Genomic DNA, 23067 nt, shown 5'->3' with positions numbered 1-23067 from the left:
GTATTAATAGGCCCCTGATGAGTTTTGATATTGCCAAATACCCGACCCTGGCACTGGTCGACTCCACCCAGGAGTTACGACTGTTGCCGAAAGAGAGTTTACCGAAACTCTGCGACGAACTGCGCCGCTATTTACTCGACAGCGTGAGCCGTTCCAGCGGGCACTTCGCCTCCGGGCTGGGCACGGTCGAACTGACCGTGGCGCTGCACTATGTCTACAACACCCCGTTTGACCAATTGATTTGGGATGTGGGGCATCAGGCTTATCCGCATAAAATTTTGACCGGACGCCGCGACAAAATCGGCACCATCCGTCAGAAAGGCGGCCTGCACCCGTTCCCGTGGCGCGGCGAAAGCGAATATGACGTATTAAGCGTCGGGCATTCATCAACCTCCATCAGTGCCGGAATTGGTATTGCGGTTGCTGCCGAGAAAGAAGGCAAAAATCGCCGCACCGTCTGTGTCATTGGCGATGGCGCGATTACCGCTGGCATGGCGTTTGAAGCGATGAATCACGCGGGCGATATCCGTCCTGATATGCTGGTGGTCCTCAACGACAATGAAATGTCGATTTCCGAAAATGTCGGCGCGCTCAATAACCATCTGGCACAGCTGCTTTCCGGTAAGCTTTACTCTTCGCTGCGCGAAGGCGGGAAAAAAGTTTTCTCTGGCGTTCCGCCAATTAAAGAGCTGCTCAAACGTACCGAAGAACATATTAAAGGCATGGTAGTGCCTGGCACGTTGTTTGAAGAGCTGGGCTTTAACTACATCGGCCCGGTTGACGGTCACGATGTGCTGGGGCTTATCACCACGCTGAAGAACATGCGCGACCTGAAAGGCCCGCAGTTCCTGCATATCATGACCAAAAAAGGTCGTGGTTATGAACCGGCAGAAAAAGACCCCATCACTTTCCACGCCGTGCCTAAATTTGATCCCTCCAGCGGTTGTTTGCCGAAAAGTAGCGGCGGTTTGCCGAGCTATTCAAAAATCTTTGGCGACTGGTTGTGCGAAACGGCAGCGAAAGACAACAAGCTGATGGCGATTACTCCGGCGATGCGTGAAGGTTCCGGCATGGTCGAGTTTTCACGTAAATTCCCGGATCGTTACTTCGACGTGGCAATCGCCGAGCAACACGCGGTGACCTTTGCCGCCGGTCTGGCGATTGGTGGGTACAAACCCATTGTCGCGATTTACTCCACTTTCCTGCAACGCGCCTATGATCAGGTGCTGCATGACGTGGCGATTCAAAAGCTCCCGGTCCTGTTCGCCATCGACCGCGCGGGCATTGTTGGTGCTGACGGTCAAACCCATCAGGGCGCTTTTGACCTCTCTTACCTGCGCTGTATACCGGAAATGGTCATTATGACCCCGAGCGATGAAAACGAATGTCGCCAGATGCTCTATACCGGCTATCACTATAACGACGGCCCGTCCGCGGTGCGCTACCCGCGCGGTAACGCGGTTGGCGTGGAACTGACGCCGCTGGAAAAACTGCCAATTGGCAAAGGCATTGTGAAGCGTCGTGGCGAGAAACTGGCGATCCTTAACTTTGGTACGCTGATGCCAGACGCGGCGAAAGTCGCTGAATCGCTGAACGCTACGCTGGTCGATATGCGTTTTGTGAAACCGCTTGATGAAGCGTTAATTCTGGAAATGGCCGCCAGCCATGAAGCGCTGGTCACCGTAGAAGAAAACGCCATTATGGGCGGCGCAGGCAGCGGCGTGAACGAAGTGCTAATGGCCCATCGTAAACCAGTACCCGTGCTGAACATTGGCCTGCCTGACTTCTTTATTCCACAAGGAACTCAGGAAGAAATGCGCGCCGAACTCGGCCTCGATGCCGCCGGTATGGAAGCCAAAATCAAGGCCTGGCTGGCATAATCCCTACTCCACTCCTGCTATGCTTAAGAAATTATTCATAGACTCTAAATAATTCGAGTTGCAGGAAGGCGGCAAACGAGTGAAGCCCCAGGAGCTTACATAAGTAAGTGACTGGGGTGAACGAATGCAGCCGCAGCACATGCAACTTGAAGTATGACGAGTATAGCGGGAGTGGCAGCATGCAATACAACCCCTTAGGAAAAACCGACCTTCGCGTTTCCCGACTTTGCCTCGGCTGTATGACCTTTGGCGAGCCAGATCGCGGTAATCACGCATGGACACTGCCGGAAGAAAGCAGCCGTCCCATAATTAAACGTGCACTGGAAGGCGGCATAAATTTCTTTGATACCGCCAATAGCTATTCCGATGGCAGCAGCGAAGAGATCGTTGGTCGCGCACTGCGGGATTTCGCCCGTCGTGAAGACGTGGTCGTTGCGACGAAAGTGTTCCATCGCGTTGGTGATTTACCGGAAGGATTATCCCGTGCACAAATTTTGCGCTCTATCGACGACAGCCTGCGCCGTCTCGGCATGGATTATGTCGATATCCTGCAAATTCATCGCTGGGATTACAACACGCCGATCGAAGAGACGCTGGAAGCCCTGAACGACGTGGTAAAAGCCGGGAAAGCGCGTTATATCGGCGCGTCATCCATGCACGCTTCGCAGTTTGCTCAGGCCCTGAAGCTACAAAAACAGCACGGCTGGGCGCAGTTTATCAGTATGCAGGATCACTACAATCTGATTTATCGCGAAGAAGAGCGTGAGATGCTGCCTCTGTGTTATCAGGAGGGCGTGGCGGTGATTCCGTGGAGCCCGCTGGCGCGGGGGCGACTGACGCGTCCGTGGGGAGAAACTACCGCACGACTGGTGTCTGATGAGGTGGGGAGAAATCTCTATAAAGAAAGCGATGAAAATGACGCGCAGATCGCAGAGCGGTTAACGGGCGTCAGTGAAGAACTCGGTGCAACACGAGCACAAGTTGCGCTGGCCTGGTTGTTGAGTAAACCGGGCATTGCCGCACCGATTATCGGTACATCGCGGGAAGAACAGCTTGATGAGCTGCTGAACGCGGTGGATATCACTTTGAAGCCAGAACAGATTGCCGAACTGGAAACGCCGTATAAACCGCATGCGGTCGTAGGATTTAAATAAGAGTCCAGGCCTGATGAGACGCAACAAGCGTCACATCAGGCACTGGTGCACAACTACGACAGAATACCCAGCGGCCAGTGATGACCGATAAAGTACAGGATACCTGCGGAGATCACCCCGGCGACAATATCATCGATCATGATCCCCATGCCGCCATGTACATTGCGATCAAACCAGCGGATCGGCCACGGCTTCCACATATCCAGAATACGGAAAATCACAAACCCGGCGGCAACCCACTGCCAGTCATTGGTCGGCAGCGCCATGAGCGTGATCCACATACCAATAAATTCGTCCCAGACAATGCTGCCGTGATCGTGCACGCCCATATCTTTCGCCGTTTGATGACAAAGATAGACGCCGATACAGATCCCCAACATCACCACCAGCGAGTAGAGCTGCCAGGGTAAAAAGGTCATCAGATACCAGAACGGAATCGCTGCCAGCGATCCCATCGTGCCAGGAACGATTGGGCTTAATCCACTTCCGAATCCGACAGCAAGCAGATGCCACGGATTACTCATCTTCAGGCGACTTTTCGCGACATCTTTATGGCGTGGCAAAATGGTCATATCCTTTCCAGTCAAACGTGACAGGTTCGCCGTCACGAATAAAACAAAGCCCTTCGATATCGGCGGTCATTTGCCCGATACAGGTAAACGGTACGCCCAGGTGTCCGAGAGCCACATCCAGCGCGCCACGGTTCAGTTCCGGCACAGTGAAACACAACTCGTAATCTTCACCGCCAGAGAGCGCCCAGCGCAGCGCCTGTTCCGGTTCAACATGGCGAGAAAGCGCATCAGAAAACGGCAGCAATGCCAGGTCAATACGTGCGCCGCAGTCGCTGGCTTTCACGATATGCCCGAGATCGGAAATCAGACCGTCAGAGAGATCGATAGCTGAATTTGCCAGATCGCGCAGTGCCTGTCCCTGTAAAATACGCGGCGATGGACGGAGATGACGTTTGATCAAGTAGTCCGCATCTTTAGCATCGGCAACCTGCAAACGGTTTTGCAAAATCGCCAGCCCGGCGGCGCTATCGCCCGGTGTACCGGTCACATAGATCCAGTCACCCGGTTTCGCTCCAGAGCGCGTTAAGGCTCGTCCCATCGGAACAAAGCCGTGGATACCCAACGTCATTGATAATGGCCCACGCGTGGTATCGCCGCCAATGAGTTGCATATCGTAATAATTGAGAAGATCAAACAAACTGTCGCTGAAGGACTCAAGCCACGCTTCGTCTACGTCCGGTAAGGTTAATGCCAGCGTCAGCCAGGCCGGATCGGCCCCCATCGCTGCCAGATCGCTTAGGTTCACCGCCAGTGCTTTATACGCCAGATCAGCAGGATCGATATCATGGAGGAAGTGGTTGCCCGCCACCAGCGTATCAGTGCTGATCGCCAGGGTCTGTTTCTCGGGGATATTGAGAAGAGCGCAATCGTCGCCGATGCCCAGTTCGACATCAAGACGAGAACTTCTTACACGGTCAAAATAACGGGCAATCAGGGAGAACTCGCCACATGCCATACGTTATGCCTCAGCAGGTAAAAAAGAAAAGGCCGGCGATCGCGGAACGGTCTTCCGTGAATCTACCGGCCTGGATATCACTTTTTGTTAGGGCGAATCACAGGTGCTGCTTTATCGAGTACGCCGTTGACGAACTTATGGCTGTCTTCTGCGCCGAACGATTTCGCCAGTTCGATCGCTTCGTTAATGGCCACTTTGTATGGCACATCGCTACGTTTAGACAGCTCGTACAGCGCAATGCGCAGTACTGCTTTTTCTACCTGTCCCAGTTCTTCCAGCAGGCGGGACAGGTATGGCTTCATCAGTCCGTCGAGGTATGCGGTGTTAGTCGCCACCCCGGCCAGCAGCTCACGGAAGTACAGGACGTCAACGTCTTTTACATCCTGTTCAGCCAGGAACTGGTATTCAACATCAGCGATGTCGTTCTGGGACAACTGCCAGGAGTAGAGCGCCTGGACGGCACACTCACGAGCGCGGCGACGAGCAGCAGGTTTCACGGATTTCCCCTTACTAATTTCAGGCCTTGATGGCTTTCAATACATTAATCATTTCAAGCGCGGTCAGTGCAGCTTCTGCACCTTTGTTGCCAGCTTTGGTGCCAGCACGTTCGATCGCTTGTTCAATGCTTTCAGTGGTCAGAACCCCAAAAGCAACCGGAATTTCGCTGTCCTGGGCAACATGCGCCAGGCCGTTGCTTGCACCACCAGCGACATATTCAAAGTGGGCAGTGCCACCACGAATAACCGTACCCAGCGCAATCACCGCGTCGTATTTACCGGTTTTAGCCAGTGCACCCGCCGCCAGCGGCAGCTCATAGGCACCAGGCACCCAAACAACGGTAATGTTTTCATCTTTTACCTGACCGATACGTTTCAGTGCGTCAATTGCACCTTCCAGCAGGCTGTCATTGATAAAGTTGTTGAAACGCGCGATGGTGATGGCGACGCGAGCGTCCGGGGTAGCAACGTTAGCTTCAATAATGTTCATTTTCTTCCTTCGGGTTCGAGTATGGCCCCGCAGGGGGGCGGATTTTAGCATAATATTTCGTGCGCTGCTTCCCTTTCGAGCCGGGAGATCATGCACCCACTAAATGCAGGCAAACATCCGGGCCTACATGACGTATCTCTTTGAATTTAAATTGGGGGGCGTCGGCTAATTTCTCAAGCCCTGGCAGCGTGCATAATCCGCGGGCGTCGCTGCCTAATAGTTTAGGTGCGATATAGACAATCAGCTCATCGACTAAACCCGCCTGCAGCAATGCGCCAGCGAGCGTTGGCCCCGCTTCCACCCAGATGCTGTTAATTTGCTGTTTACCCAGTTGCATCATCAGTACAACCAGATCCAGATGACCTTTATGCTCTGGAATCAGCAAGGTACGCACCGTTTCCGGCCACTCACTAGAATCTTCCTGCGTACGCGCGAACCAGGTTTCGCCGGGCTGCTGCACAATGCGATGTTCCGGCGTCACGCGATTTTGGCTATCAATCACAATACGTACTGGCTGGCGGAGATTTTGTTGCGGGTAGAGCGCCTGAGTTTGTTCATCCAGTTCAGACCAACGCACTGTTAAGGCTGGATCATCCGCCAGCACCGTGGCGCTGCTGGTTAAAATGGCATGACTTTGTGCGCGCTGTCGTTGTACGTCGCGCCGCGCCTGAGGCGAAGTGATCCACTGGCTTTCGCCGCTCGCCATCGCCGTGCGGCCATCAAGCGATGCGCCAAGTTTTAACTGAATATAAGGAAAGCCGGTGCGCATCCGCTTGAGAAAGCCTTTATTCAATTGCTCGGCTTCACTCATCATCAGCCCGTGGCTGACGTCAATGCCAGCCTGTTGCAGACGGTAAAGTCCACGCCCAGCGACCTGCGGGTTAGGATCTTGCATCGAGGCAACCACGCGCGCTACGCCAGCGGCGATGAGTGCGTCACAGCACGGTGGCGTACGACCATGATGGCTACAGGGTTCGAGTGTGACATAGGCGGTCGCACCTTTGGCTTTTTCACCCGCCATACGCAACGCGTGTACTTCGGCATGTGGTTCACCCGCACGTTGGTGGTAACCTTCACCGACAATTTCGCCATCTTTGACAATGACGCACCCGACATTCGGGTTGGGATGCGTGGTAAAACGTCCTCGTTGCGCCAGCTTTAGCGCCCGCGCCATGTAATACTCGTCCTGCACGGCTTAGTCCTCCAGGCGCGCGATCTCTTCGCCAAATTCTTTGATATCTTCGAAACTGCGGTAGACAGAGGCAAAACGGATATAGGCGACTTTATCGAGCTTTTTCAATTGCTCCATCACCAGATTGCCAATCATCTTGCTCGGTACTTCGCGCTCACCGGTGGCGCGCAGCTGCGATTTAATATGATTGATTGCCATTTCGACGTCATCGGAACTCACCGGACGTTTTTCCAGCGCCCGCAGCATTCCGCTACGCAATTTCTCTTCATTAAACGGTTCACGCACGTCGTTGCTTTTTACAACACGCGGCATAACCAGCTCCGCCACTTCAAAGGTGGTGAAACGTTCATTACACACCAGACACTGCCGACGGCGGCGTACGGATGAACCCTCGCCCACGAGACGAGAGTCAATTACCTTAGTGTCCACGGCGAAACAGAATGGGCAATGCATACGGCGTCCTGACCAGGTGGTTAACAGAAATCTATTTTACCCTGAACTGACGATACAACAAAGGCGCAACGCTTTTGAGATAAAGGATCGATGCTTTCGCTGCTTTTACCCTCTACCATTAGGCTAATTGCGACGAGAAAGGGACGACCTATGAATACTAACGTTTTTCGACTGCTCCTGCTGGGAAGCCTGTTCAGCCTTAGCGCCTGTGTGCAGCAGAGCGAAGTGCGACAGATGAAACACAGCGTCAGCACGCTGAACCAGGAGATGACGCAACTCAATAAAGAAACGGTCAAAATCACTCAGCAAAACAGGCTGAATGCAAAATCCAGCAGTGGGGTTTACCTTCTGCCTGGAGCGAAAACACCGGCAAGACTGGAAAGCCAGATCGGTACTTTACGTATGTCGCTGGTGAATATTACGCCTGATGCAGATGGCACCACCCTGACGCTACGTATTCAGGGCGAGTCGAATGATCCCTTGCCCGCATTCAGCGGAACTGTTGAATATGGGCAAATTCAGGGAACAATAGACAACTTTCAGGAAATCAATGTGCAGAATCAATTGATTAATGCCCCTGCCAGCGTCCTCGCCCCCAGCGATGTTGATATTCCGTTACAATTAAAGGGGATTTCTGTGGATCAGTTAGGCTTTGTACGTATCCACGACATTCAACCTGTTATGCAGTAAACGTATTTCGGGACGATTTTGTGCGTCCCGCAACATATTTCCCCGTCATTTTGTTACTCTGCTTACATCACCTGGATTGATAGTAAAAGTTTGCAACAAGGGCGAAAGTCAGTACAATCCCCGCCCGAATGTGTGTAAACGTGAACGCAATCGATTACGTAAATGATAGAACTGTGAAACGAAACATATTTTTGTGAGCAATGATTTTTATAATAGGCTCCTCTGTATACGAAATATTTAGAAACGCAATTTGCGCCTTTTTCACTCCCGCAAGGGATTTTCAAACAGTGGCATACATATGAAAAAAACATTACTGGCAGCCGGTGCGGTACTGGCGCTCTCTTCGTCTTTTACTGTCAACGCAGCTGAAAACGACAAACCGCAGTATCTTTCCGACTGGTGGCACCAGAGCGTTAACGTTGTCGGAAGCTATCACACCCGTTTTGGACCGCAGATCCGCAACGATACCTACCTTGAGTACGAAGCATTCGCTAAAAAAGACTGGTTCGACTTCTATGGTTATGCGGATGCGCCGGTATTCTTCGGCGGTAACTCCGATGCCAAAGGTATCTGGAACCACGGCTCTCCGCTGTTTATGGAAATCGAACCACGTTTCTCCATCGACAAGCTGACCAATACTGACCTTAGCTTCGGTCCGTTCAAAGAGTGGTACTTCGCGAACAACTACATTTACGACATGGGTCGTAATAAAGATGGTCGCCAGAGCACCTGGTATATGGGTCTGGGTACCGACATCGATACTGGTCTGCCGATGAGCCTGTCCATGAACGTCTATGCGAAATACCAGTGGCAGAACTATGGCGCAGCGAACGAAAACGAGTGGGACGGTTACCGTTTCAAAATTAAATACTTTGTGCCGATTACCGATCTGTGGGGCGGTCAGCTGAGCTACATCGGCTTCACCAACTTCGACTGGGGTTCCGATTTAGGGGATGACAGCGGTAACGCAATCAACGGTATTAAGACCCGTACTAATAACTCTATCGCTTCCAGCCATATTCTGGCTCTGAACTACGATCACTGGCACTACTCTGTCGTAGCTCGTTACTGGCACGACGGTGGTCAGTGGAACGACGATGCAGAACTGAACTTCGGCAACGGCAACTTCAACGTTCGCTCTACCGGCTGGGGTGGTTACCTGGTTGTAGGTTACAACTTCTGATTATGAAAATGCCGGGATTTATTCCCGGCATTTCAGATTGTTAACAACGTGCGCTTTGTTCATGCCGGATGCGGCGTAAACGCTTTGTCCGACCCACAAAAGCACGTAAATTCAATATATTGCTGAAATAACGTAGTCCTGATAAGCGTAGCGCATCAGGCAATTTTACGTTTTAATCACTTCTTCTTGTTCATCATCGCTTTCAGGTCAGCGAATGGGTTGTACTTCGCTTCACCGACATCTTTCTGCGCATCTTCCCCTGCGATAACGGTCGTACCATACTGATCCGCTTCGGTATATTTCGAATGCTCATGATCGTGGCAATAGAGACAAAGCAATTCCCAGTTACTGCCATCTTCCGGGTTATTGGTATGGTCGTGATCAATGTGGTGAACAGTAAGTTCACGCAGGTTGGAATAGACAAACTCGCGGGAACAGCGACCGCAGACCCACGGATAGATTTTTAATGCTTTTTCGCGATAGCCGCTTTCTAACCGCGCATAGTTTTTTGGGATGATAGCCATGAAAAGTTACCTGGATGAAATGTAGGGTTACGCGCAGTTTCCCAAGATGCGGGGATTTTCGCAATCTCCATACATCAAAAAAAATCCCGATCTTCTGACCGGGATTTTCAACATCAACGGGAACTTGATTAAGGCAGAATTGACGGCTGATCCGCCCCTTCTTTTTCCACTTTCTGCTGCAACATGTGTTCGCGCTTCATACCCAGTTTCAGAGCCAACGCAGATGCCACATAGATGGAAGATGCAGTACCGATGGAAACACCGATAAGCATGGTCAGCGAGAAGCCTTCCAGTACCGGACCACCGAAGAGGTACAGCATCAGGATAACCATCAAGGTAGTACCGGATGTGATCAAGGTACGGTGCAGCGTCTGGGTCAAGGACACGTTAAAGATTTCGTAAGGCGTACCGCGACGGATCTTGCGGAAGTTTTCACGAATACGGTCCGATACCACGATACTGTCGTTAAGCGAGTAACCGATAACCGACATCAACGATGCCACAATGGTCAGGTCAATCTCGATATGGAATAACGACAAAATACCCAGCGTAATGATAACGTCGTGCGCCAGCGCAATAACCACCCCTGCCGCCAGTCGCCACTCAAAGCGGAAACCTACGTACACGAGGATAGACAGCAGCGCTGCCATCAACGCCATCGCACCGGTTTGCGCAAGGTCTGCCCCCACGCTCGGACCGACGAACTCAATACGCTTCACTGCTGCATTCTGATTGGTGGATTCGTTAATCACCTTCAGAACCTGGCTGCCCAGCACCTGACCGCCGGTTTCGCCTTCAGCAGGCGGCATACGGACCATGATGTCGTGGCTGCTACCAAAGTTTTGCAGCATTGGCTCTTCAAAACCGGCTTTTTGCAATGCATCACGCATTACGTCAATTTCAGCCGGTTTTTCGAGCGTAATTTCGATAACCGTACCACCGGTGAAATCCAGCCCCCAGTTAAAGCCGCGCACGCCCATAATAACGATAGCGGCGATTAACAGCAGACCAGAGATGCCGAAAGCCCAGTAGTCCCAGCGCATAAAGTCATAGACTTTACGGCCGTGGTTTAGTTGTTCAACAGTATATTCCTGTGCCACATCGCACTCCTCAGATTGACAGCTTCTTGACGCGCTTGCCGCCATATAGCAGGTTTACGATGGCACGCGTACCGACAATCGCGGTAAACATCGACGTCGCCACACCGATACCGGTAGTAATCGCGAACCCTTTAATTGCCCCGGTACCCACTGCGTACAGGATGATGACTTTAATCAGCGTGGTGATGTTCGCATCGAAGATAGAACTGAATGCGCCACGATAACCTTCATCAATTGCCTGTTGAACAGTACGTCCGTTGCTCAACTCTTCTTTAATACGTTCGTTGATCAGTACGTTCGCATCGACCGCCACCGCAAGGGTTAAGACGATACCCGCGATACCTGGCATACTCAGCGTTGCGCCTGGCAACAGCGACATAATGCCGACGATTAAGATCAAGTTGGCAATCAGAGCACTGGTCGCAATCAGACCAAACTTCTTATAGAAGATGATCATGAACAGAATAGAAACCAGCAGACCGGCAAGGCAAGCCTCCAGCCCCTGTTCAATGTTCTGCATACCCAGGGTTGGGCCAATGGTACGTTCTTCAACAATCTGAATCGGCGCGATCAACGCACCGGCACGCAGCAGCAGTGACAGCTGACGGGCTTCGTTCGGGTTGTTGATGCCGGTGATACGGAAGCTGTTACCCAGACGAGACTGGATGTTGGCGATGTTAATCACCTCTTCCTGTTTCACCAGAACCGCACGACCATTTGCATCTTTCTTACCGCTGTCTTTGTACTCCACAAACAGGGTTGCCATCGGTTTGCCGATGTTGTCCTTAGTGAAGTTAGACATGATGTTACCACCAGCGCTATCGAGCGAGATGTTAACCTGCGGTTGGTTGTATTCGTCCTGGCTGGAAGTGGAGTCGGTGATATGGTCACCGGTCAGAATTACGCGTTTGTACAGCACAACTGGCTGACCTTCGCGGGTCTGTTTCACTTCAGAGTCGCCCGGTACGCGACCGGATGCCGCAGCGGCCTGGTCAACGTTGGTGTTTACCAGACGGAATTCCAGCGTTGCCGTCGCACCCAGAATCTCTTTCGCACGCGCAGTGTCCTGAATACCTGGCAGTTCAACAACGATACGGTCAGCACCCTGACGCTGAACCACCGGCTCCGCCACGCCAAGTTGGTTTACACGGTTACGCAGGATATTGATGTTCTGCTGCACCGCATATTCACGCGCTTCACTCAGACGAGCATCGCTCATTACCGCACGCAGCTGGTTGCTGCCCTGGCTACTAATCACCAGGTCCGGATGGCGCTTGCTCAGATACGCAATGGCTTCATCACGAGCTTTAGCATCGCGGAAAGTAATGCTCAGGCCGTAGTTGTTTTCTTTACGAACGGTGGTATACGGGATGCCCTTTTCACGCAGATCGCTGCGCAGGCTATCGATATTTTGTTCCTGGAGTTTGCCAAGCGCGGTGTCCATATCCACTTCCATCAGGAAGTGAACGCCGCCACGCAGGTCAAGGCCGAGCTTCATCGGCTCAGCGTGAATAGCTGCCAGCCAGCGCGGCGTTGCCGGGGCAAGGTTAAGCGCCACGACGTATTTGTCACCCATAACGCCCATTAATGCTTCACGAGCGCGCAGCTGGGTGTCAGTGGAGTCGAAGCGCGCAAGAATAGCGCCCTCTTCCAGTGCCACAGACTTAGCAGTTATTTTTTCTTCTTGTAACGTTTTCTGGACCTGGATCAGCGTTTGCTCACTGGCGGCGACTCCGCGCGCACCAGTGATCTGAACAGCCGGATCCTCACCAAACAGGTTGGGAAGCGCATACAGCAGACCGATGACAATCACCACGATCAGCATGACGTACTTCCACAAAGGATAACGGTTTAACACGGCAATTCCCTTAGGGAAAAATTTTAATTACAGCGCCTTCATGGTGCCTTTCGGCAGGACGGCAGCTACGAAGTCACGTTTAATAACTACTTCAGTGGTGTCATTCAGCGCGATAGCAATGTAGCCGTTTTCCGCTACTTTGGTTACGCGACCAACCAGGCCACCGTTCGTCAGAACTTCATCACCTTTGGCAATGGAGTCCATCAGCTTTTTGTGTTCTTTGGTGCGCTTCTGCTGTGGACGCAGGATCATGAAATAGAAAATCAGACCGAATACCACCAGCATCAAAATCAAAGACATCGGGCTACCTTGCGCCGGTGCACCCGTTGCCGCTACCGCATCAGAAATAAAAAAGCTCATTAAATTTCCCTCATTATTAATATTAATCAACGTTCAAAGGTGGTACTTCTCGCCCCTGACGCTGGTAAAAATCAGTTACGAAGCTCTCTAATTTACCCTCTTCAATAGCCTTGCGTAAACCCGCCATCAAACGCTGGTAGTAACGAAGGTTATGAATGGTGTTGAGTCGCGCGCCTAATATTTCGTTGCAACGGTCAAGATGATGCAAGTAAGCGCGTGAATAATTGCGACAGGTGTAGCAATCACACTCAGGATCGAGTGGGCCAGTATCGCTCTTATACTTCGCATTGCGGATTTTCACCACGCCATCGGTCACGAACAAATGACCATTTCGGGCGTTGCGGGTTGGCATTACGCAGTCAAACATATCGATACCACGACGTACGCCTTCAACCAGGTCTTCTGGTTTACCAACGCCCATCAGGTAACGCGGTTTGTCTGCCGGAATTTGCGGGCATACATGCTCCAGAATGCGGTGCATATCTGCTTTCGGCTCACCCACAGCCAGACCGCCGACAGCGTAGCCATCAAAACCGATATCTACCAGACCTTTAACAGAAATATCACGTAAATCTTCGTAAACGCTGCCCTGAATGATACCAAACAGCGCATTTTTGTTTCCGAGACTGTCAAAACGCTCACGGCTACGCTTCGCCCAACGCAGAGACATCTCCATGGAGCGTTTTGCGTAATCCCAGTCAGCAGGATACGGCGTACACTCATCAAAGATCATGACGATATCCGAACCAAGATCGTACTGAATCTCCATTGATTTTTCAGGATCGAGGAAAATCGGATCGCCGTTGATCGGGTTACGGAAGTGCACGCCCTGTTCGGTGATTTTACGAATATCGCCAAGGCTGAAGACCTGGAAACCGCCGGAGTCGGTGAGGATCGGCCCCTTCCACTGCATAAAATCGTGCAGATCGCCGTGCAGTTTCATGATTTCCTGGCCCGGGCGCAGCCACAGGTGGAAGGTGTTGCCGAGGATAATTTGCGCGCCAGTGGCTTCAACTTCTTCCGGCGTCATCCCTTTTACGGTGCCGTAGGTGCCAACAGGCATAAAACAAGGCGTTTCCACTACGCCACGATCAAAGACCAGGCGGCCACGGCGTGCGCGACCGTCGGTGGTGTCCAGTTCAAATTTCATTTTTTCTCCACTACGTCAGAAAAACAGTCCAACGTTTTAAACCAGCGCCGCGGAATTACTCCCCGACGCGCTCATTAATTGCCTGCGGATTGTACGTGATAAACATCGCATCACCGTAACTAAAAAAGCGATATTTCTCTTCTACCGCTGCTTTATAGGCATTCATGGTGTGTTGATAACCGGCAAAGGCCGAAACCAGCATAATCAGCGTCGATTCCGGCAGGTGGAAGTTTGTCACCAGCGCATCGACCACTTTGTACTGGAAGCCCGGATAGATAAAGATTTGGGTATCGTCAAAGAACGGTTCGATAAGATCGTTTTTCGCCGCCTGAGCCGCGCTTTCCAGCGAACGTACTGAGGTGGTGCCAACCGCAATCACCCGGTTACCGCGCGCTTTCGCCGCCAGTACCGCGTCTACCACATCCTGCGGCACTTCAGCGTATTCCGAGTGCATGATGTGATCTTCAATGGTGTCGACGCGCACCGGCTGGAAGGTGCCCGCACCAACGTGCAACGTCACAAACGCCATCTCCACGCCTTTGGCGCGTAATTTTTCCAGCAAAGGTTCGTCAAAATGCAGACCTGCGGTCGGGGCTGCAACCGCGCCCGGTTTTTCGCTATAAACGGTTTGATAAAGTTCGCGGTCAGCGTCTTCGTCCGGACGGTCGATATACGGCGGCAGCGGCATATGGCCGATGCTGTTGAGAATATCCAGCACCGAGCGTTCATCATTAAATTCGACTTCAAACAGTGCGCCGTGGCGCGCGGTCATTGTTGCGTTAATACTTTCGTCATCGCCCAGCAGCAGTTCTGCGCCAGGTTTTGGCGCTTTCGAGGCGCGAATATGCGCAAGAATGCGTTTGTCGTCGAGCATCCGTTCAACCAGCACTTCAATCTTGCCGCCGCTGGCTTTACGCCCAAACAGGCGCGCCGGGATCACGCGGGTATTATTAAAAACCAGAAGATCGCCGGGGTTGAGCTTATCAAGTAAATCGGTGAAAGTACCGTGCGTCAGCGCGCCCGTCGGCCCGTCCAGCGACAGTAAACGACAGCTACTGCGTTCAGGCATGGGATAGTGGGCAATCAGGGATTCGGGCAATTCAAAGGAGAAATCGGTAACGCGCATGACACTGACTCAGACTAAAATAAGAGGCGGGTAGTCTAGTGCCGGGGCGCTCTCCCTGCAACCTTTACCCCCTTTTGGATAGAATATAATCGATGAATTTTTTAGCTCACCTGCATTTAGCCCATCTCGCGGAAAGCTCGCTTTCCGGCAATTTACTGGCTGATTTCGTACGCGGAAATCCTGAAGAAAGTTTTCCGCCCGACGTCGTGGCTGGCATTCATATGCATCGACGTATCGACGTATTAACCGACAATCTGCCGGAAGTCCGCGAAGCACGGGAATGGTTTCGTAGTGAAACTCGCCGCGTTGCGCCTATTACGCTGGATGTCATGTGGGATCACTTTCTTTCCCGCCACTGGTCGCAGCTGTCGCCGGACTTTCCGCTACAGGAATTTGTCTGTTATGCCCGCGAGCAAGTGATGACGATTTTGCCGGACTCACCGCCACGTTTTATCAATCTGAACAATTACTTGTGGTCAGAGCAGTGGCTGGTGCGCTATCGCGATATGGATTTCATCCAGAACGTGTTAAACGGCATGGCAAGCCGCCGCCCACGTCTGGATGCCCTGCGTGACTCCTGGTACGATTTAGACGCTCATTATGACGCCCTCGAAACCCGCTTCTGGCAGTTTTATCCGCGGATGATGGCGCAGGCGTCACACAAGGCGTTATAAAACGTTAGTTCATCCATACCGTAGCCGAAATGGCAGGCAAAGCCAGAATCCCGTTTGTCAGTTGCCCATGGCCTTCTTTGCGTTGCCATTGCGCGACATTAAGAAACGGTGACGCGGGGAGCACCACTTCACAGGCCTCGCCACGGTTGATTGCCACCAGTACACGTTGCTGATTCAGCACGCGGACAAATACCACTACGTTATCTTCCGCATACAGCACCTGACAGCCGCCACGACGCAGCGCCTGACTTTTCTTACGCAGCGCAATCATTCGCTGGTACAGCGCGAATAACGCCGTATCCTGCTTTTCCACCTGCCAGGGGAACGGTTTACGGCAAAACGGATCGTTTTTGCCATCCAGTCCTACTTCATCACCGTAATAAATGCACGGTACACCAGGCCAGGTGAACAGCCAGACCACCGCCAGCGGCAGGCGCGCAATATCCCGACCGAGCAGCGTTTTAAATCGCGCAGTATCGTGGCTGTCGAGCTGATTAAACATACGTAATTGTTGTTGATGAGAAAGCCCTGCGCGGTAATTATCCATCCAGGCCATACAGGTTTGGGCATCAATTTGCTGCGGATCGTAAGAGATATCGGTATTGGCAAGAAATCCCCACAACGGGAATGTGAAGCCACGATAGTTCATGGCGGCATCTTCCACATCGGCCTGTAACCATTGCCGTGCATCGCCAAAATGTTCGCCGACAATATACGCTTCCGGCTGGGTTTCTTTCGCCGCTTCGGTGATCCCAGCAACGTGCTGCATATTATTGCGCGCCCCACCCGCCTCCCCCAGCATATGCACCACATCCAGCCGCCAGCCGTCCATACTCCACGGCGCTTTCAGCCAATGGCGGACAATACTGTCTTCCCCGCGATAAATTTCATTCACCAGACTTTCCGACTGATAATCCAGCTTCGGCAAGCTGGCATAGCCAAGCCAGTCGAGCGCCGTGCCATCATCACTAAACGAGTACCAGTCGCGCCAGGGCGATTCAGGGTTGTGACAAGCTCCCCCCGTGCCACGATTGTGCCTGTCAAACCAGGCATGGGAATCGCCACTGTGGTTAAACACGCCATCCAGCACCAGCCGCATTCCCAGCTGCTGCGTATTGTGGCGTAAGCGCAGCAACGCCCCATCACCGCCAAACTGCGGATCGACATGGCGATAATCCTCGGTATCGTATTTATGTACGCTGGGAGCTTTAAACACCGGATTGAGATACAGCGCCGTCACGCCAAGCTTTTTCAGATACGGCAGTTTTTCGCTTATCCCGTCCAGATCGCCGCCATAGAACGTTGATCCGCCCGCCTGCGCCGTGACCGGTTCATCCCAGTCACGCAAGATGATCTCTTGTCCGGCTGCATGATGGTAATAGACATGATCCTGTTCAGCTTCACGAGGAAGACTACGCGCAAAACGATCAGGGAAGATCTGATAAAAAATCTGATCCGCAGCCCATTGTGGGCCGATATCCGGTACATCGACGGCAAACTGCTCCAGTCGTGCCGGCGGCATTCGGCTGAAGCCCTGCGGTGTAAACCAACGCTGGCGATCGTGCCACAGCAGTTTGAAACTGTAACGCCGCCGGGGTTGTCCGCTGGAGAGATCAATCGCCGCACGCCATGCGGTGACGCCAGGCTGCTGCTGACTGCGCTGCTTATGCATCGATACTGACATTTCTTCGTTATCGTGTTCTGTACGCAGCATAATGCGCTGCGGTGGGTCTTCGCCCGTCAGCCACAGTGTAATGAGCAGTTGATCTTTGCTTTGTTTAACAAATGGGGGCACCGGCAGGTGCCATGCATTTAACATCATAATTCCCCTGTGATGAAAATCTGATCACCTTGCCATAGCCTAATGCAGGATCACTCATCATCTGAAGGATATTTGGGGGAGGAGGACGGGGGCGGATAACTTTCGGAATAGCCGGATCAGGATTTCCTCCTGAACCGGCTTACAGAACGCAAGGATTACTGGTTTTCAGCCAGCTGACGATCGTGGCGGCGTTTAAACATCCAGCCAATCAACAGCACAACAATCCACGCGAAACCGACATACAGCGAGATACGCGTATCCGGGTGATAACCAATCAACCCGATAATAAAGAGCAGGAAAATCAAACCGCCGATGGTCGTTGCTACCCCACCCGGCACTTTAAATTTCAGCGCCTTAACTTCTTCTGGCGGCAAACGGCGACGGAAGGCAATTTGCGACAGCAGGATCATAATCCACACCCACACCGTGGCGAAGGTTGCCAGCGAAGCGATCACCAGGAAGACGTTTTCCGGCATGATGTAGTTCAGATACACCGCAAACAGCAGCGCGGTAGTCATCACCAGCACCGTAACCCACGGAATACCGCGACGCGACGTTTTGCTGAAAATTTTCGGCGCGCTGCCCTGCTCTGCCATACCGTGGAGCATACGGCCTACGCCAAATACGTCACTGTTAATTGCCGACAGCGAAGCAGTCAGCACAACAAAGTTAAGAATGCTGGCGGCAAAGGTAATGCCCATATGCTGGAACGTCAGCACGAACGGGCTACCGGCAGTGCCAACCTGATTCCACGGGTAGATAGACATAATGACGAACAGCGTACCGACGTAGAACACCAGAATACGCATCGGCACGGAGTTAATCGCACGCGGTATCGATTTTTCAGGATCTTTCGCTTCACCGGCGGTAATCCCGATAATTTCGATCCCACCGTAAGCAAACATCACCATTTGCAACGACATCACCATCCCAAGCCAGCCGTTACTGAAGAAGCCGCCGTTGCTCCACAGGTTATGAATACCGGTCGGTTGCCCGCCGTTGCCAATCCCCCAGATGATGATGCCGAAACCGGCGACAATCATGATGATGATGGTGGCGACTTTAAAGAACGAGAACCAGAATTCCAGCTCACCGAAGACCTTCACGCTCATCAGGTTTACGGCGCAAATGATCAGCACCACGCTCAGTACCCAAATCCAGTGCGGCACCGTCGGGAACCAGACACCCATATAGATACCAAAAGCGGTCACATCGGCGATGGCGACAATAAGGATTTCAAAGCAATAGGTCCAGCCGGTAATGTAACCTGCCAGCGGGCCGAGGTTTTCCTGCGCATAACGCGAGAAAGAGCTGGCTGCCGGGTTATGTACCGACATTTCCCCCAGCGCACGCATAATGATATACGCCGCGATACCACCGATAATATAGGCCAACAACACGCTCGGACCGGCCATTTTGATGGCGTCTGCCGAACCGTAAAACAGCCCGGTGCCAATTGCTGAACCCAGTGCCATAAAGCGTATGTGGCGGGTACTTAGCCCACGCTTTAGCTTGTTCTTACTTTCCATCAATTCCTAACCCATCAACACAATAAAAAACCACGGGGCATCGCAGCCCCGTGGTTAAAACAAATGTTCAGTGATTTAGTGAGCGCTGGAGGTCACCTGACGACCTGCCGCGCGATCCCAGATAATGGCCAGAACCACCATCACCACTGTTGGCATTAACCACGCCAGACCTTGTTCGGCCAGCGGTAAACGCTGAGCCCAGGACGGTAAGATATCGCTGAATGCAGATGCTTTGATCCCGTCGAGAATACCAAAAAGCAGGCTGATAAACATCGGCGGAGCAATCACGCGGGACGAATTATGCCACCATGAGCGTGTAAAACTTAATACAACCAGTGCGATACACGGCGGATAAATAGCGGTCAGCACCGGTACGGAGATCTGGATCAGCTGGCTTAAGCCGAGGTTAGAAACCACCATCGAGAAGCCGCCGAGGATAAACACCAGCGTACGATAAGAGAGCGGTACGTACTGGGCAAAGAATTCTGCACAAGCACAGGTCAGGCCAACTGCCGTTACCAGGCAGGCGATGAAGATTAACGCCGCCAGCAGGAAGCTACCGCCGCCGCCAAAGGTGTGCTGAACGTAAGCATGCAGAATAGCAGCGCCGTTTGCAGACTGATCGACCAGCGACGCGCTGTCTGAACCCAGACGGAACAGCGCCAGGTACAGCAGAGTCAGACCAACACCCGCCATCAGGCCAGCCCAGACGGTATAACGGGTCAGCAGACGCGCTTCGGTAACGCCACGAGAACGCGCCGCGTTAACAATAACGATACCAAACACCATTGCGCCCAGCGTATCCATGGTCAGATAGCCGTTAACGAAGCCGTTAGAAAACGCAGCGTTTTGATAAGCCTCAGTCGCCGTGCTGATAGAACCCGCCGGCCAGACAATCGCGGCAACAGACAGGATGACCAGCGCGATAATTTTCAGCGGCGCAAGGAAGTTGCCCACGGTATCCAGCAGCTTGCCCGGATAGAGCGAAACCAGAATAACGATAGCGAAATAGACCAGGCTGTAGATAAACAGCGGCAGCGCGGAATCACCAGTCAGCGGCGCAATCCCCACTTCAAAGGAAACGGTAGCTGTACGCGGCGTAGCGAAAAGCGGCCCCACCGCCAGGTAACAAACCGTTGCCAGCAGTACGCCAGCGACTTTACCGATTGGCGTGCTGAGGCTGTCAACACCGCCGCCAACTTTTGCCAGCGCCACTACCGTTAGTACCGGCAGACCAACGGCAGTAATGAGGAAGCCGAATGCCGCAGTCCAGACGTGTTCGCCTGCCTGCAAGCCGACCATTGGAGGGAAAATAATGTTACCTGCGCCGACGAACAACGCAAATGTCATAAAGCCCAGAGCGATGATATCGCGCGATCTTAATTGATGGGTCATAAATCATACTGCCTGTGGATGTGGTGTTGTAACGTTAAATTTTTGTGCCAATCCCTGGGGATGATACAGCGGTATATTTAAACAATTTTAGCGGGAAATACTCCCAACCAGGCGCGGCGAAGAATAGTTTTTCGATTTACCGCGTTAATGCAGTCAGTATGACAGCACCTGAAGCGCAATTTAAACGCTTATAACGTTTTAAAGCAAGGAGGGATCTAAAAACCAGAGGTATATAGCGATAAGAAATCACCAACCAGTATAAAACACTATTTCCGTGAAAAAGACATGGCTAATCATGCGAACAAAAAATCACCAACCGTTGTAAAATCTAACGCCCGTATTTTGACTGCAAAGAAAATAAGCCAGCATCGGCTGGCTTATGGCAATAAAAGATGACAAAGGCGGATTAATCGCTGTTTTTGGCAATTAAACGTTCCGGGATAACAAAACTGAAACGTGTTCCTTTTCCTACTGTACTCTCAATATTCAGGCGACTTTCGTGATGATTCACCGCATGTTTCACGATCGCTAACCCTAATCCGCTACCGCCGGTTTGCCGGGAACGCGCTTTATCAACGCGATAAAAACGCTCGGTCAGGCGCGGAATATGCTCCGGTGCAATGCCCGGTCCGTTATCTTCAACGCTAAATTCGGCACCGTGCGGCACTCGCTGCCAGCGTACGGTGATATGCGTGCCTTCTGGAGTATGATTCACGGCGTTATAGACCAGGTTCGAAATCGCACTGCGTAGCTGATCTTCGTTGCCAGACACTTTGAGGCCGTTATCTATCTCAAAGGTAAATGTCTGTTTTTTCTGACTCAGAGTCTGAGCCTCACGCTCAACAACGCGCAGCATCATCGGCACATCAACCTTTTCATTGAGCAAATGCGTCGGTGCGGCTTCTATTTTCGACAGCGTCAGCAACTGCTTCACCAGCCCTTCCATCCGCTGGGTCTGCTCGCGCATGGTGTGCAACGCTTTTTCGCGTACCGCGCCTTCCAGCGGCTGCTCATCCATCATCTCCAGGTAACCCTGTAACACGGTCAATGGCGTACGTAACTCATGGCTCACGTTGGCAAAAAAGTTACGCCGCGCCCCTTCCAGTTGATGCATTTGCGTGACATCACGCGCCACCATCAGCAACTGTTTGTGGGTATAAGGCATGACGCGAATTTCCAGATGCCGCCCGGTGTTGAGCACCAGATTGAGCGGGCGAGAAAAATCACGCGTTTTCAGATATTGCGTAAACTCCGGGTAACGCAGCAGGTTAAGGATGTTCTGCCCGTTATCTTCCGGCCAGCGCAAACCAAGAATTTGTTGCGCCAGACCGTTACACCAGAAAATACCGCCCTCTTCAGTGGTCAGCACCACTGCGTCGGGCAGCGACTCCGCGCCGCTACGAAAGCGTTTAATCAGATTGCCCAGTTCACGGCGGCGTTTTTTATTTCGCAGCTGCATCTGGTGTAAGCCGTATAGTAGCGGTTCCCAGCTACCACGCCCCGGTGGCGGGGTCATACTACGATCCACCCACAGCCACCATGAAAGGCGCAATAAATTCCAGAAATGCCAGATAAGCAGTCCCGTTACCGATGCCAGCAAAAACCAGGGCAGGTAACCAAAAAATGCACCCAGGATGAAAGCCGGGAAGCAGCAAAGTAGCAGCTCCAGCACCAGCCTTTTCCACGACAGCCGTTCCAGCACGTAAGATACTCCAGTTAAGAAATCATAAGCCCTGCTCTGCGTCCGATGAGCAAGGCGTTAAAAGCGGGTTGAAAAACGATATCCTGTACCGCGCACGGTCTGCACCATGCGGTCATGCCCGCCTGGCTCCAGTGCTTTACGTAGGCGACGAATGTGGACATCGACCGTACGATCTTCCACATACACGTTAGTTCCCCAGACGTGGTTTAACAGCTGCTCGCGGCTGTACACGCGCTCAGGATGCGTCATAAAAAAGTGCAGCAGTTTAAATTCTGTCGGCCCCATCTCCAGCGGCTCTTCGCCCGCCATCACTCGGTGAGATGTCGGGTCGAGACTTAATCCCTGCATCTCAATCACCTCTTCCACCGCCATTGGCGAAATACGGCGCATTACCGCTTTGATTCGCGCCACCAGCTCCTTCGGCGAAAACGGCTTGGTGATATAGTCATCCGCGCCGGTTTCAAGGCCGCGCACGCGATCTTCTTCTTCCCCTCTGGCGGTCAACATCACCACTGGAATATCCCGGGTCATCGACTCGCGCTTGAGGTGTTTGATGAACTGGATACCGGAGCCGCCAGGTAACATCCAGTCAAGGAGAATTAAATCCGGCCAGGGTTCATTCAGTTGATTCACAGCACTGTCATAATCTTCCGCTTCGACCGGCTGAAAGCCATTTTGTTCGAGCACGAAGCAGACCATTTCGCGAATTGGAGCTTCATCTTCTACGACCAGAATACGTCTCGCCATGATTTGCCCTGTTG

22 protein-coding genes are annotated in these 23067 nt (G+C 52.4%); 5 read left to right on the top strand and 17 right to left on the bottom strand.

The window, feature by feature from the left end; genetic code table 11:
* Positions 1–17 precede the first annotated feature (17 nt).
* Positions 18–1880: a 1-deoxy-D-xylulose-5-phosphate synthase gene (gene dxs, locus ACJHXA_RS05840; protein WP_000006806.1), complete on the top strand. Its 1863-nt coding sequence runs from the start codon at positions 18–20 to the stop codon at positions 1878–1880.
* Positions 1881–2059: 179 nt separating this feature from the next.
* Positions 2060–3034: a 1-deoxyxylulose-5-phosphate synthase YajO gene (yajO, locus tag ACJHXA_RS05835; RefSeq protein ID WP_001199813.1), complete on the top strand. Its 975-nt coding sequence runs from the start codon at positions 2060–2062 to the stop codon at positions 3032–3034.
* A 53-nt stretch (positions 3035–3087) separates the two neighbouring features.
* On the opposite strand, the gene pgpA is transcribed toward yajO, so the two are convergent.
* The 6 genes from pgpA to nrdR form a co-directional block, all read right to left on the bottom strand.
* The gene (gene pgpA / locus ACJHXA_RS05830) at positions 3088–3606 is read right to left on the bottom strand and encodes a phosphatidylglycerophosphatase A (protein ID WP_000154044.1); all 519 of its coding nucleotides are present in this window, start codon (positions 3604–3606) and stop codon (positions 3088–3090) included.
* Positions 3584–4561 (bottom strand): thiamine-phosphate kinase, encoded by a 978-nt coding sequence (gene thiL, locus ACJHXA_RS05825; RefSeq protein ID WP_000742089.1) that lies wholly within the window; start codon positions 4559–4561, stop codon positions 3584–3586. Before thiL ends, pgpA begins: the two co-directional genes overlap by 23 nt.
* Positions 4562–4638: 77 nt before the next feature.
* Positions 4639–5058 (bottom strand): transcription antitermination factor NusB, encoded by a 420-nt coding sequence (nusB, locus tag ACJHXA_RS05820; RefSeq protein ID WP_000801125.1) that lies wholly within the window; start codon positions 5056–5058, stop codon positions 4639–4641.
* A 19-nt stretch (positions 5059–5077) separates the two neighbouring features.
* Positions 5078–5548 carry a 6,7-dimethyl-8-ribityllumazine synthase gene (gene ribE / locus ACJHXA_RS05815; RefSeq protein ID WP_001021161.1) on the bottom strand — a complete coding sequence of 157 codons (471 nt, stop codon included), beginning with the start codon at positions 5546–5548 and terminating at the stop codon, positions 5078–5080.
* An 88-nt stretch (positions 5549–5636) separates the two neighbouring features.
* Positions 5637–6740: a bifunctional diaminohydroxyphosphoribosylaminopyrimidine deaminase/5-amino-6-(5-phosphoribosylamino)uracil reductase RibD gene (ribD, locus tag ACJHXA_RS05810; RefSeq protein ID WP_001150472.1), complete on the bottom strand. Its 1104-nt coding sequence runs from the start codon at positions 6738–6740 to the stop codon at positions 5637–5639.
* A 3-nt stretch (positions 6741–6743) separates the two neighbouring features.
* Positions 6744–7193 (bottom strand): transcriptional regulator NrdR, encoded by a 450-nt coding sequence (nrdR, locus tag ACJHXA_RS05805; protein ID WP_000543535.1) that lies wholly within the window; start codon positions 7191–7193, stop codon positions 6744–6746.
* A 150-nt stretch (positions 7194–7343) separates the two neighbouring features.
* On the opposite strand from nrdR, the gene ACJHXA_RS05800 reads away from it, so the two are divergent.
* Complete coding sequence (locus ACJHXA_RS05800; RefSeq protein WP_001297136.1) at positions 7344–7883, top strand: DUF3251 domain-containing protein; 540 nt, start codon at positions 7344–7346, stop codon at positions 7881–7883.
* Positions 7884–8181: 298 nt separating this feature from the next.
* Positions 8182–9066, top strand: coding sequence for a nucleoside-specific channel-forming protein Tsx (gene tsx / locus ACJHXA_RS05795; RefSeq protein WP_001295328.1), 885 nt, complete (start codon positions 8182–8184; stop codon positions 9064–9066).
* Positions 9067–9242: 176 nt separating this feature from the next.
* On the opposite strand, the gene yajD is transcribed toward tsx, so the two are convergent.
* The 6 genes from yajD to queA all read right to left on the bottom strand — a co-directional run bounded on the left by yajD (position 9243) and on the right by queA (position 15184).
* A complete protein-coding gene (yajD, locus tag ACJHXA_RS05790; RefSeq protein ID WP_000974813.1) occupies positions 9243–9590 on the bottom strand; it encodes an HNH nuclease YajD in 348 nt (115 codons plus the stop codon).
* A gap of 128 nt (positions 9591–9718) precedes the next feature.
* On the bottom strand, positions 9719–10690 hold the full coding sequence (gene secF, locus ACJHXA_RS05785; protein WP_000046637.1) for a protein translocase subunit SecF: 972 nt from the start codon (positions 10688–10690) through the stop codon (positions 9719–9721).
* A gap of 10 nt (positions 10691–10700) precedes the next feature.
* Positions 10701–12548, bottom strand: coding sequence for a protein translocase subunit SecD (gene secD / locus ACJHXA_RS05780; RefSeq protein WP_000934822.1), 1848 nt, complete (start codon positions 12546–12548; stop codon positions 10701–10703).
* Positions 12549–12575: 27 nt separating this feature from the next.
* The gene (gene yajC, locus ACJHXA_RS05775) at positions 12576–12908 is read right to left on the bottom strand and encodes a preprotein translocase subunit YajC (RefSeq protein WP_000007629.1); all 333 of its coding nucleotides are present in this window, start codon (positions 12906–12908) and stop codon (positions 12576–12578) included.
* Between the two features lie 22 nt (positions 12909–12930).
* The gene (tgt, locus tag ACJHXA_RS05770) at positions 12931–14058 is read right to left on the bottom strand and encodes a tRNA guanosine(34) transglycosylase Tgt (RefSeq protein WP_000667319.1); all 1128 of its coding nucleotides are present in this window, start codon (positions 14056–14058) and stop codon (positions 12931–12933) included.
* Between the two features lie 55 nt (positions 14059–14113).
* Positions 14114–15184: a tRNA preQ1(34) S-adenosylmethionine ribosyltransferase-isomerase QueA gene (queA, locus tag ACJHXA_RS05765; RefSeq protein WP_001266503.1), complete on the bottom strand. Its 1071-nt coding sequence runs from the start codon at positions 15182–15184 to the stop codon at positions 14114–14116.
* A gap of 92 nt (positions 15185–15276) precedes the next feature.
* Here queA and acpH point away from each other — a divergent pair, with 92 nt between their 5' ends.
* Positions 15277–15858, top strand: a complete 582-nt coding sequence (gene acpH, locus ACJHXA_RS05760; protein ID WP_001009884.1) for an ACP phosphodiesterase — start codon at positions 15277–15279, stop codon at positions 15856–15858.
* 4 nt (positions 15859–15862) lie between these two features.
* Here acpH and malZ read toward each other — a convergent pair whose 3' ends face one another.
* The 5 genes from malZ to phoB all read right to left on the bottom strand — a co-directional run bounded on the left by malZ (position 15863) and on the right by phoB (position 23053).
* A complete protein-coding gene (gene malZ, locus ACJHXA_RS05755) occupies positions 15863–17680 on the bottom strand; it encodes a maltodextrin glucosidase (protein WP_001299113.1) in 1818 nt (605 codons plus the stop codon).
* 155 nt (positions 17681–17835) lie between these two features.
* Complete coding sequence (gene proY, locus ACJHXA_RS05750; protein WP_001295329.1) at positions 17836–19209, bottom strand: proline-specific permease ProY; 1374 nt, start codon at positions 19207–19209, stop codon at positions 17836–17838.
* Positions 19210–19284: 75 nt separating this feature from the next.
* Positions 19285–20604, bottom strand: a complete 1320-nt coding sequence (gene brnQ / locus ACJHXA_RS05745) for a branched-chain amino acid transporter carrier protein BrnQ (protein ID WP_000149639.1) — start codon at positions 20602–20604, stop codon at positions 19285–19287.
* 406 nt (positions 20605–21010) lie between these two features.
* Positions 21011–22306: a phosphate regulon sensor histidine kinase PhoR gene (phoR, locus tag ACJHXA_RS05740; protein ID WP_000893578.1), complete on the bottom strand. Its 1296-nt coding sequence runs from the start codon at positions 22304–22306 to the stop codon at positions 21011–21013.
* Between the two features lie 57 nt (positions 22307–22363).
* The gene (gene phoB / locus ACJHXA_RS05735; RefSeq protein ID WP_000113933.1) at positions 22364–23053 is read right to left on the bottom strand and encodes a phosphate response regulator transcription factor PhoB; all 690 of its coding nucleotides are present in this window, start codon (positions 23051–23053) and stop codon (positions 22364–22366) included.
* Positions 23054–23067 lie beyond the last annotated feature (14 nt).

Source organism: Escherichia sp. WS33 (assembly GCF_046486385.1).
GTDB lineage: Bacteria > Pseudomonadota > Gammaproteobacteria > Enterobacterales > Enterobacteriaceae > ECMA0423.
Note: the sequence above shows the minus strand (reverse complement) of the source record. Positions and strands in the feature narration are given on the sequence as shown.

Excerpts from the sequence above, each read along its gene's own strand:
- dxs (WP_000006806.1), top strand. The coding sequence starts at position 18 with ATGAGTTTTGATATTGCCAAATACCCGACCCTGGCACTGGTCGACTCC.
- yajO (WP_001199813.1), top strand. The coding sequence starts at position 2,060 with ATGCAATACAACCCCTTAGGAAAAACCGACCTTCGCGTTTCCCGACTT.
- pgpA (WP_000154044.1), bottom strand. The coding sequence starts at position 3,606 with ATGACCATTTTGCCACGCCATAAAGATGTCGCGAAAAGTCGCCTGAAG.
- thiL (WP_000742089.1), bottom strand. The coding sequence starts at position 4,561 with ATGGCATGTGGCGAGTTCTCCCTGATTGCCCGTTATTTTGACCGTGTA.
- ribE (WP_001021161.1), bottom strand. The coding sequence starts at position 5,548 with ATGAACATTATTGAAGCTAACGTTGCTACCCCGGACGCTCGCGTCGCC.
- nrdR (WP_000543535.1), bottom strand. The coding sequence starts at position 7,193 with ATGCATTGCCCATTCTGTTTCGCCGTGGACACTAAGGTAATTGACTCT.
- ACJHXA_RS05800 (WP_001297136.1), top strand. The coding sequence starts at position 7,344 with ATGAATACTAACGTTTTTCGACTGCTCCTGCTGGGAAGCCTGTTCAGC.
- tsx (WP_001295328.1), top strand. The coding sequence starts at position 8,182 with ATGAAAAAAACATTACTGGCAGCCGGTGCGGTACTGGCGCTCTCTTCG.
- yajD (WP_000974813.1), bottom strand. The coding sequence starts at position 9,590 with ATGGCTATCATCCCAAAAAACTATGCGCGGTTAGAAAGCGGCTATCGC.
- yajC (WP_000007629.1), bottom strand. The coding sequence starts at position 12,908 with ATGAGCTTTTTTATTTCTGATGCGGTAGCGGCAACGGGTGCACCGGCG.
- tgt (WP_000667319.1), bottom strand. The coding sequence starts at position 14,058 with ATGAAATTTGAACTGGACACCACCGACGGTCGCGCACGCCGTGGCCGC.
- queA (WP_001266503.1), bottom strand. The coding sequence starts at position 15,184 with ATGCGCGTTACCGATTTCTCCTTTGAATTGCCCGAATCCCTGATTGCC.
- acpH (WP_001009884.1), top strand. The coding sequence starts at position 15,277 with ATGAATTTTTTAGCTCACCTGCATTTAGCCCATCTCGCGGAAAGCTCG.
- malZ (WP_001299113.1), bottom strand. The coding sequence starts at position 17,680 with ATGATGTTAAATGCATGGCACCTGCCGGTGCCCCCATTTGTTAAACAA.
- proY (WP_001295329.1), bottom strand. The coding sequence starts at position 19,209 with ATGGAAAGTAAGAACAAGCTAAAGCGTGGGCTAAGTACCCGCCACATA.
- brnQ (WP_000149639.1), bottom strand. The coding sequence starts at position 20,604 with ATGACCCATCAATTAAGATCGCGCGATATCATCGCTCTGGGCTTTATG.
- phoB (WP_000113933.1), bottom strand. The coding sequence starts at position 23,053 with ATGGCGAGACGTATTCTGGTCGTAGAAGATGAAGCTCCAATTCGCGAA.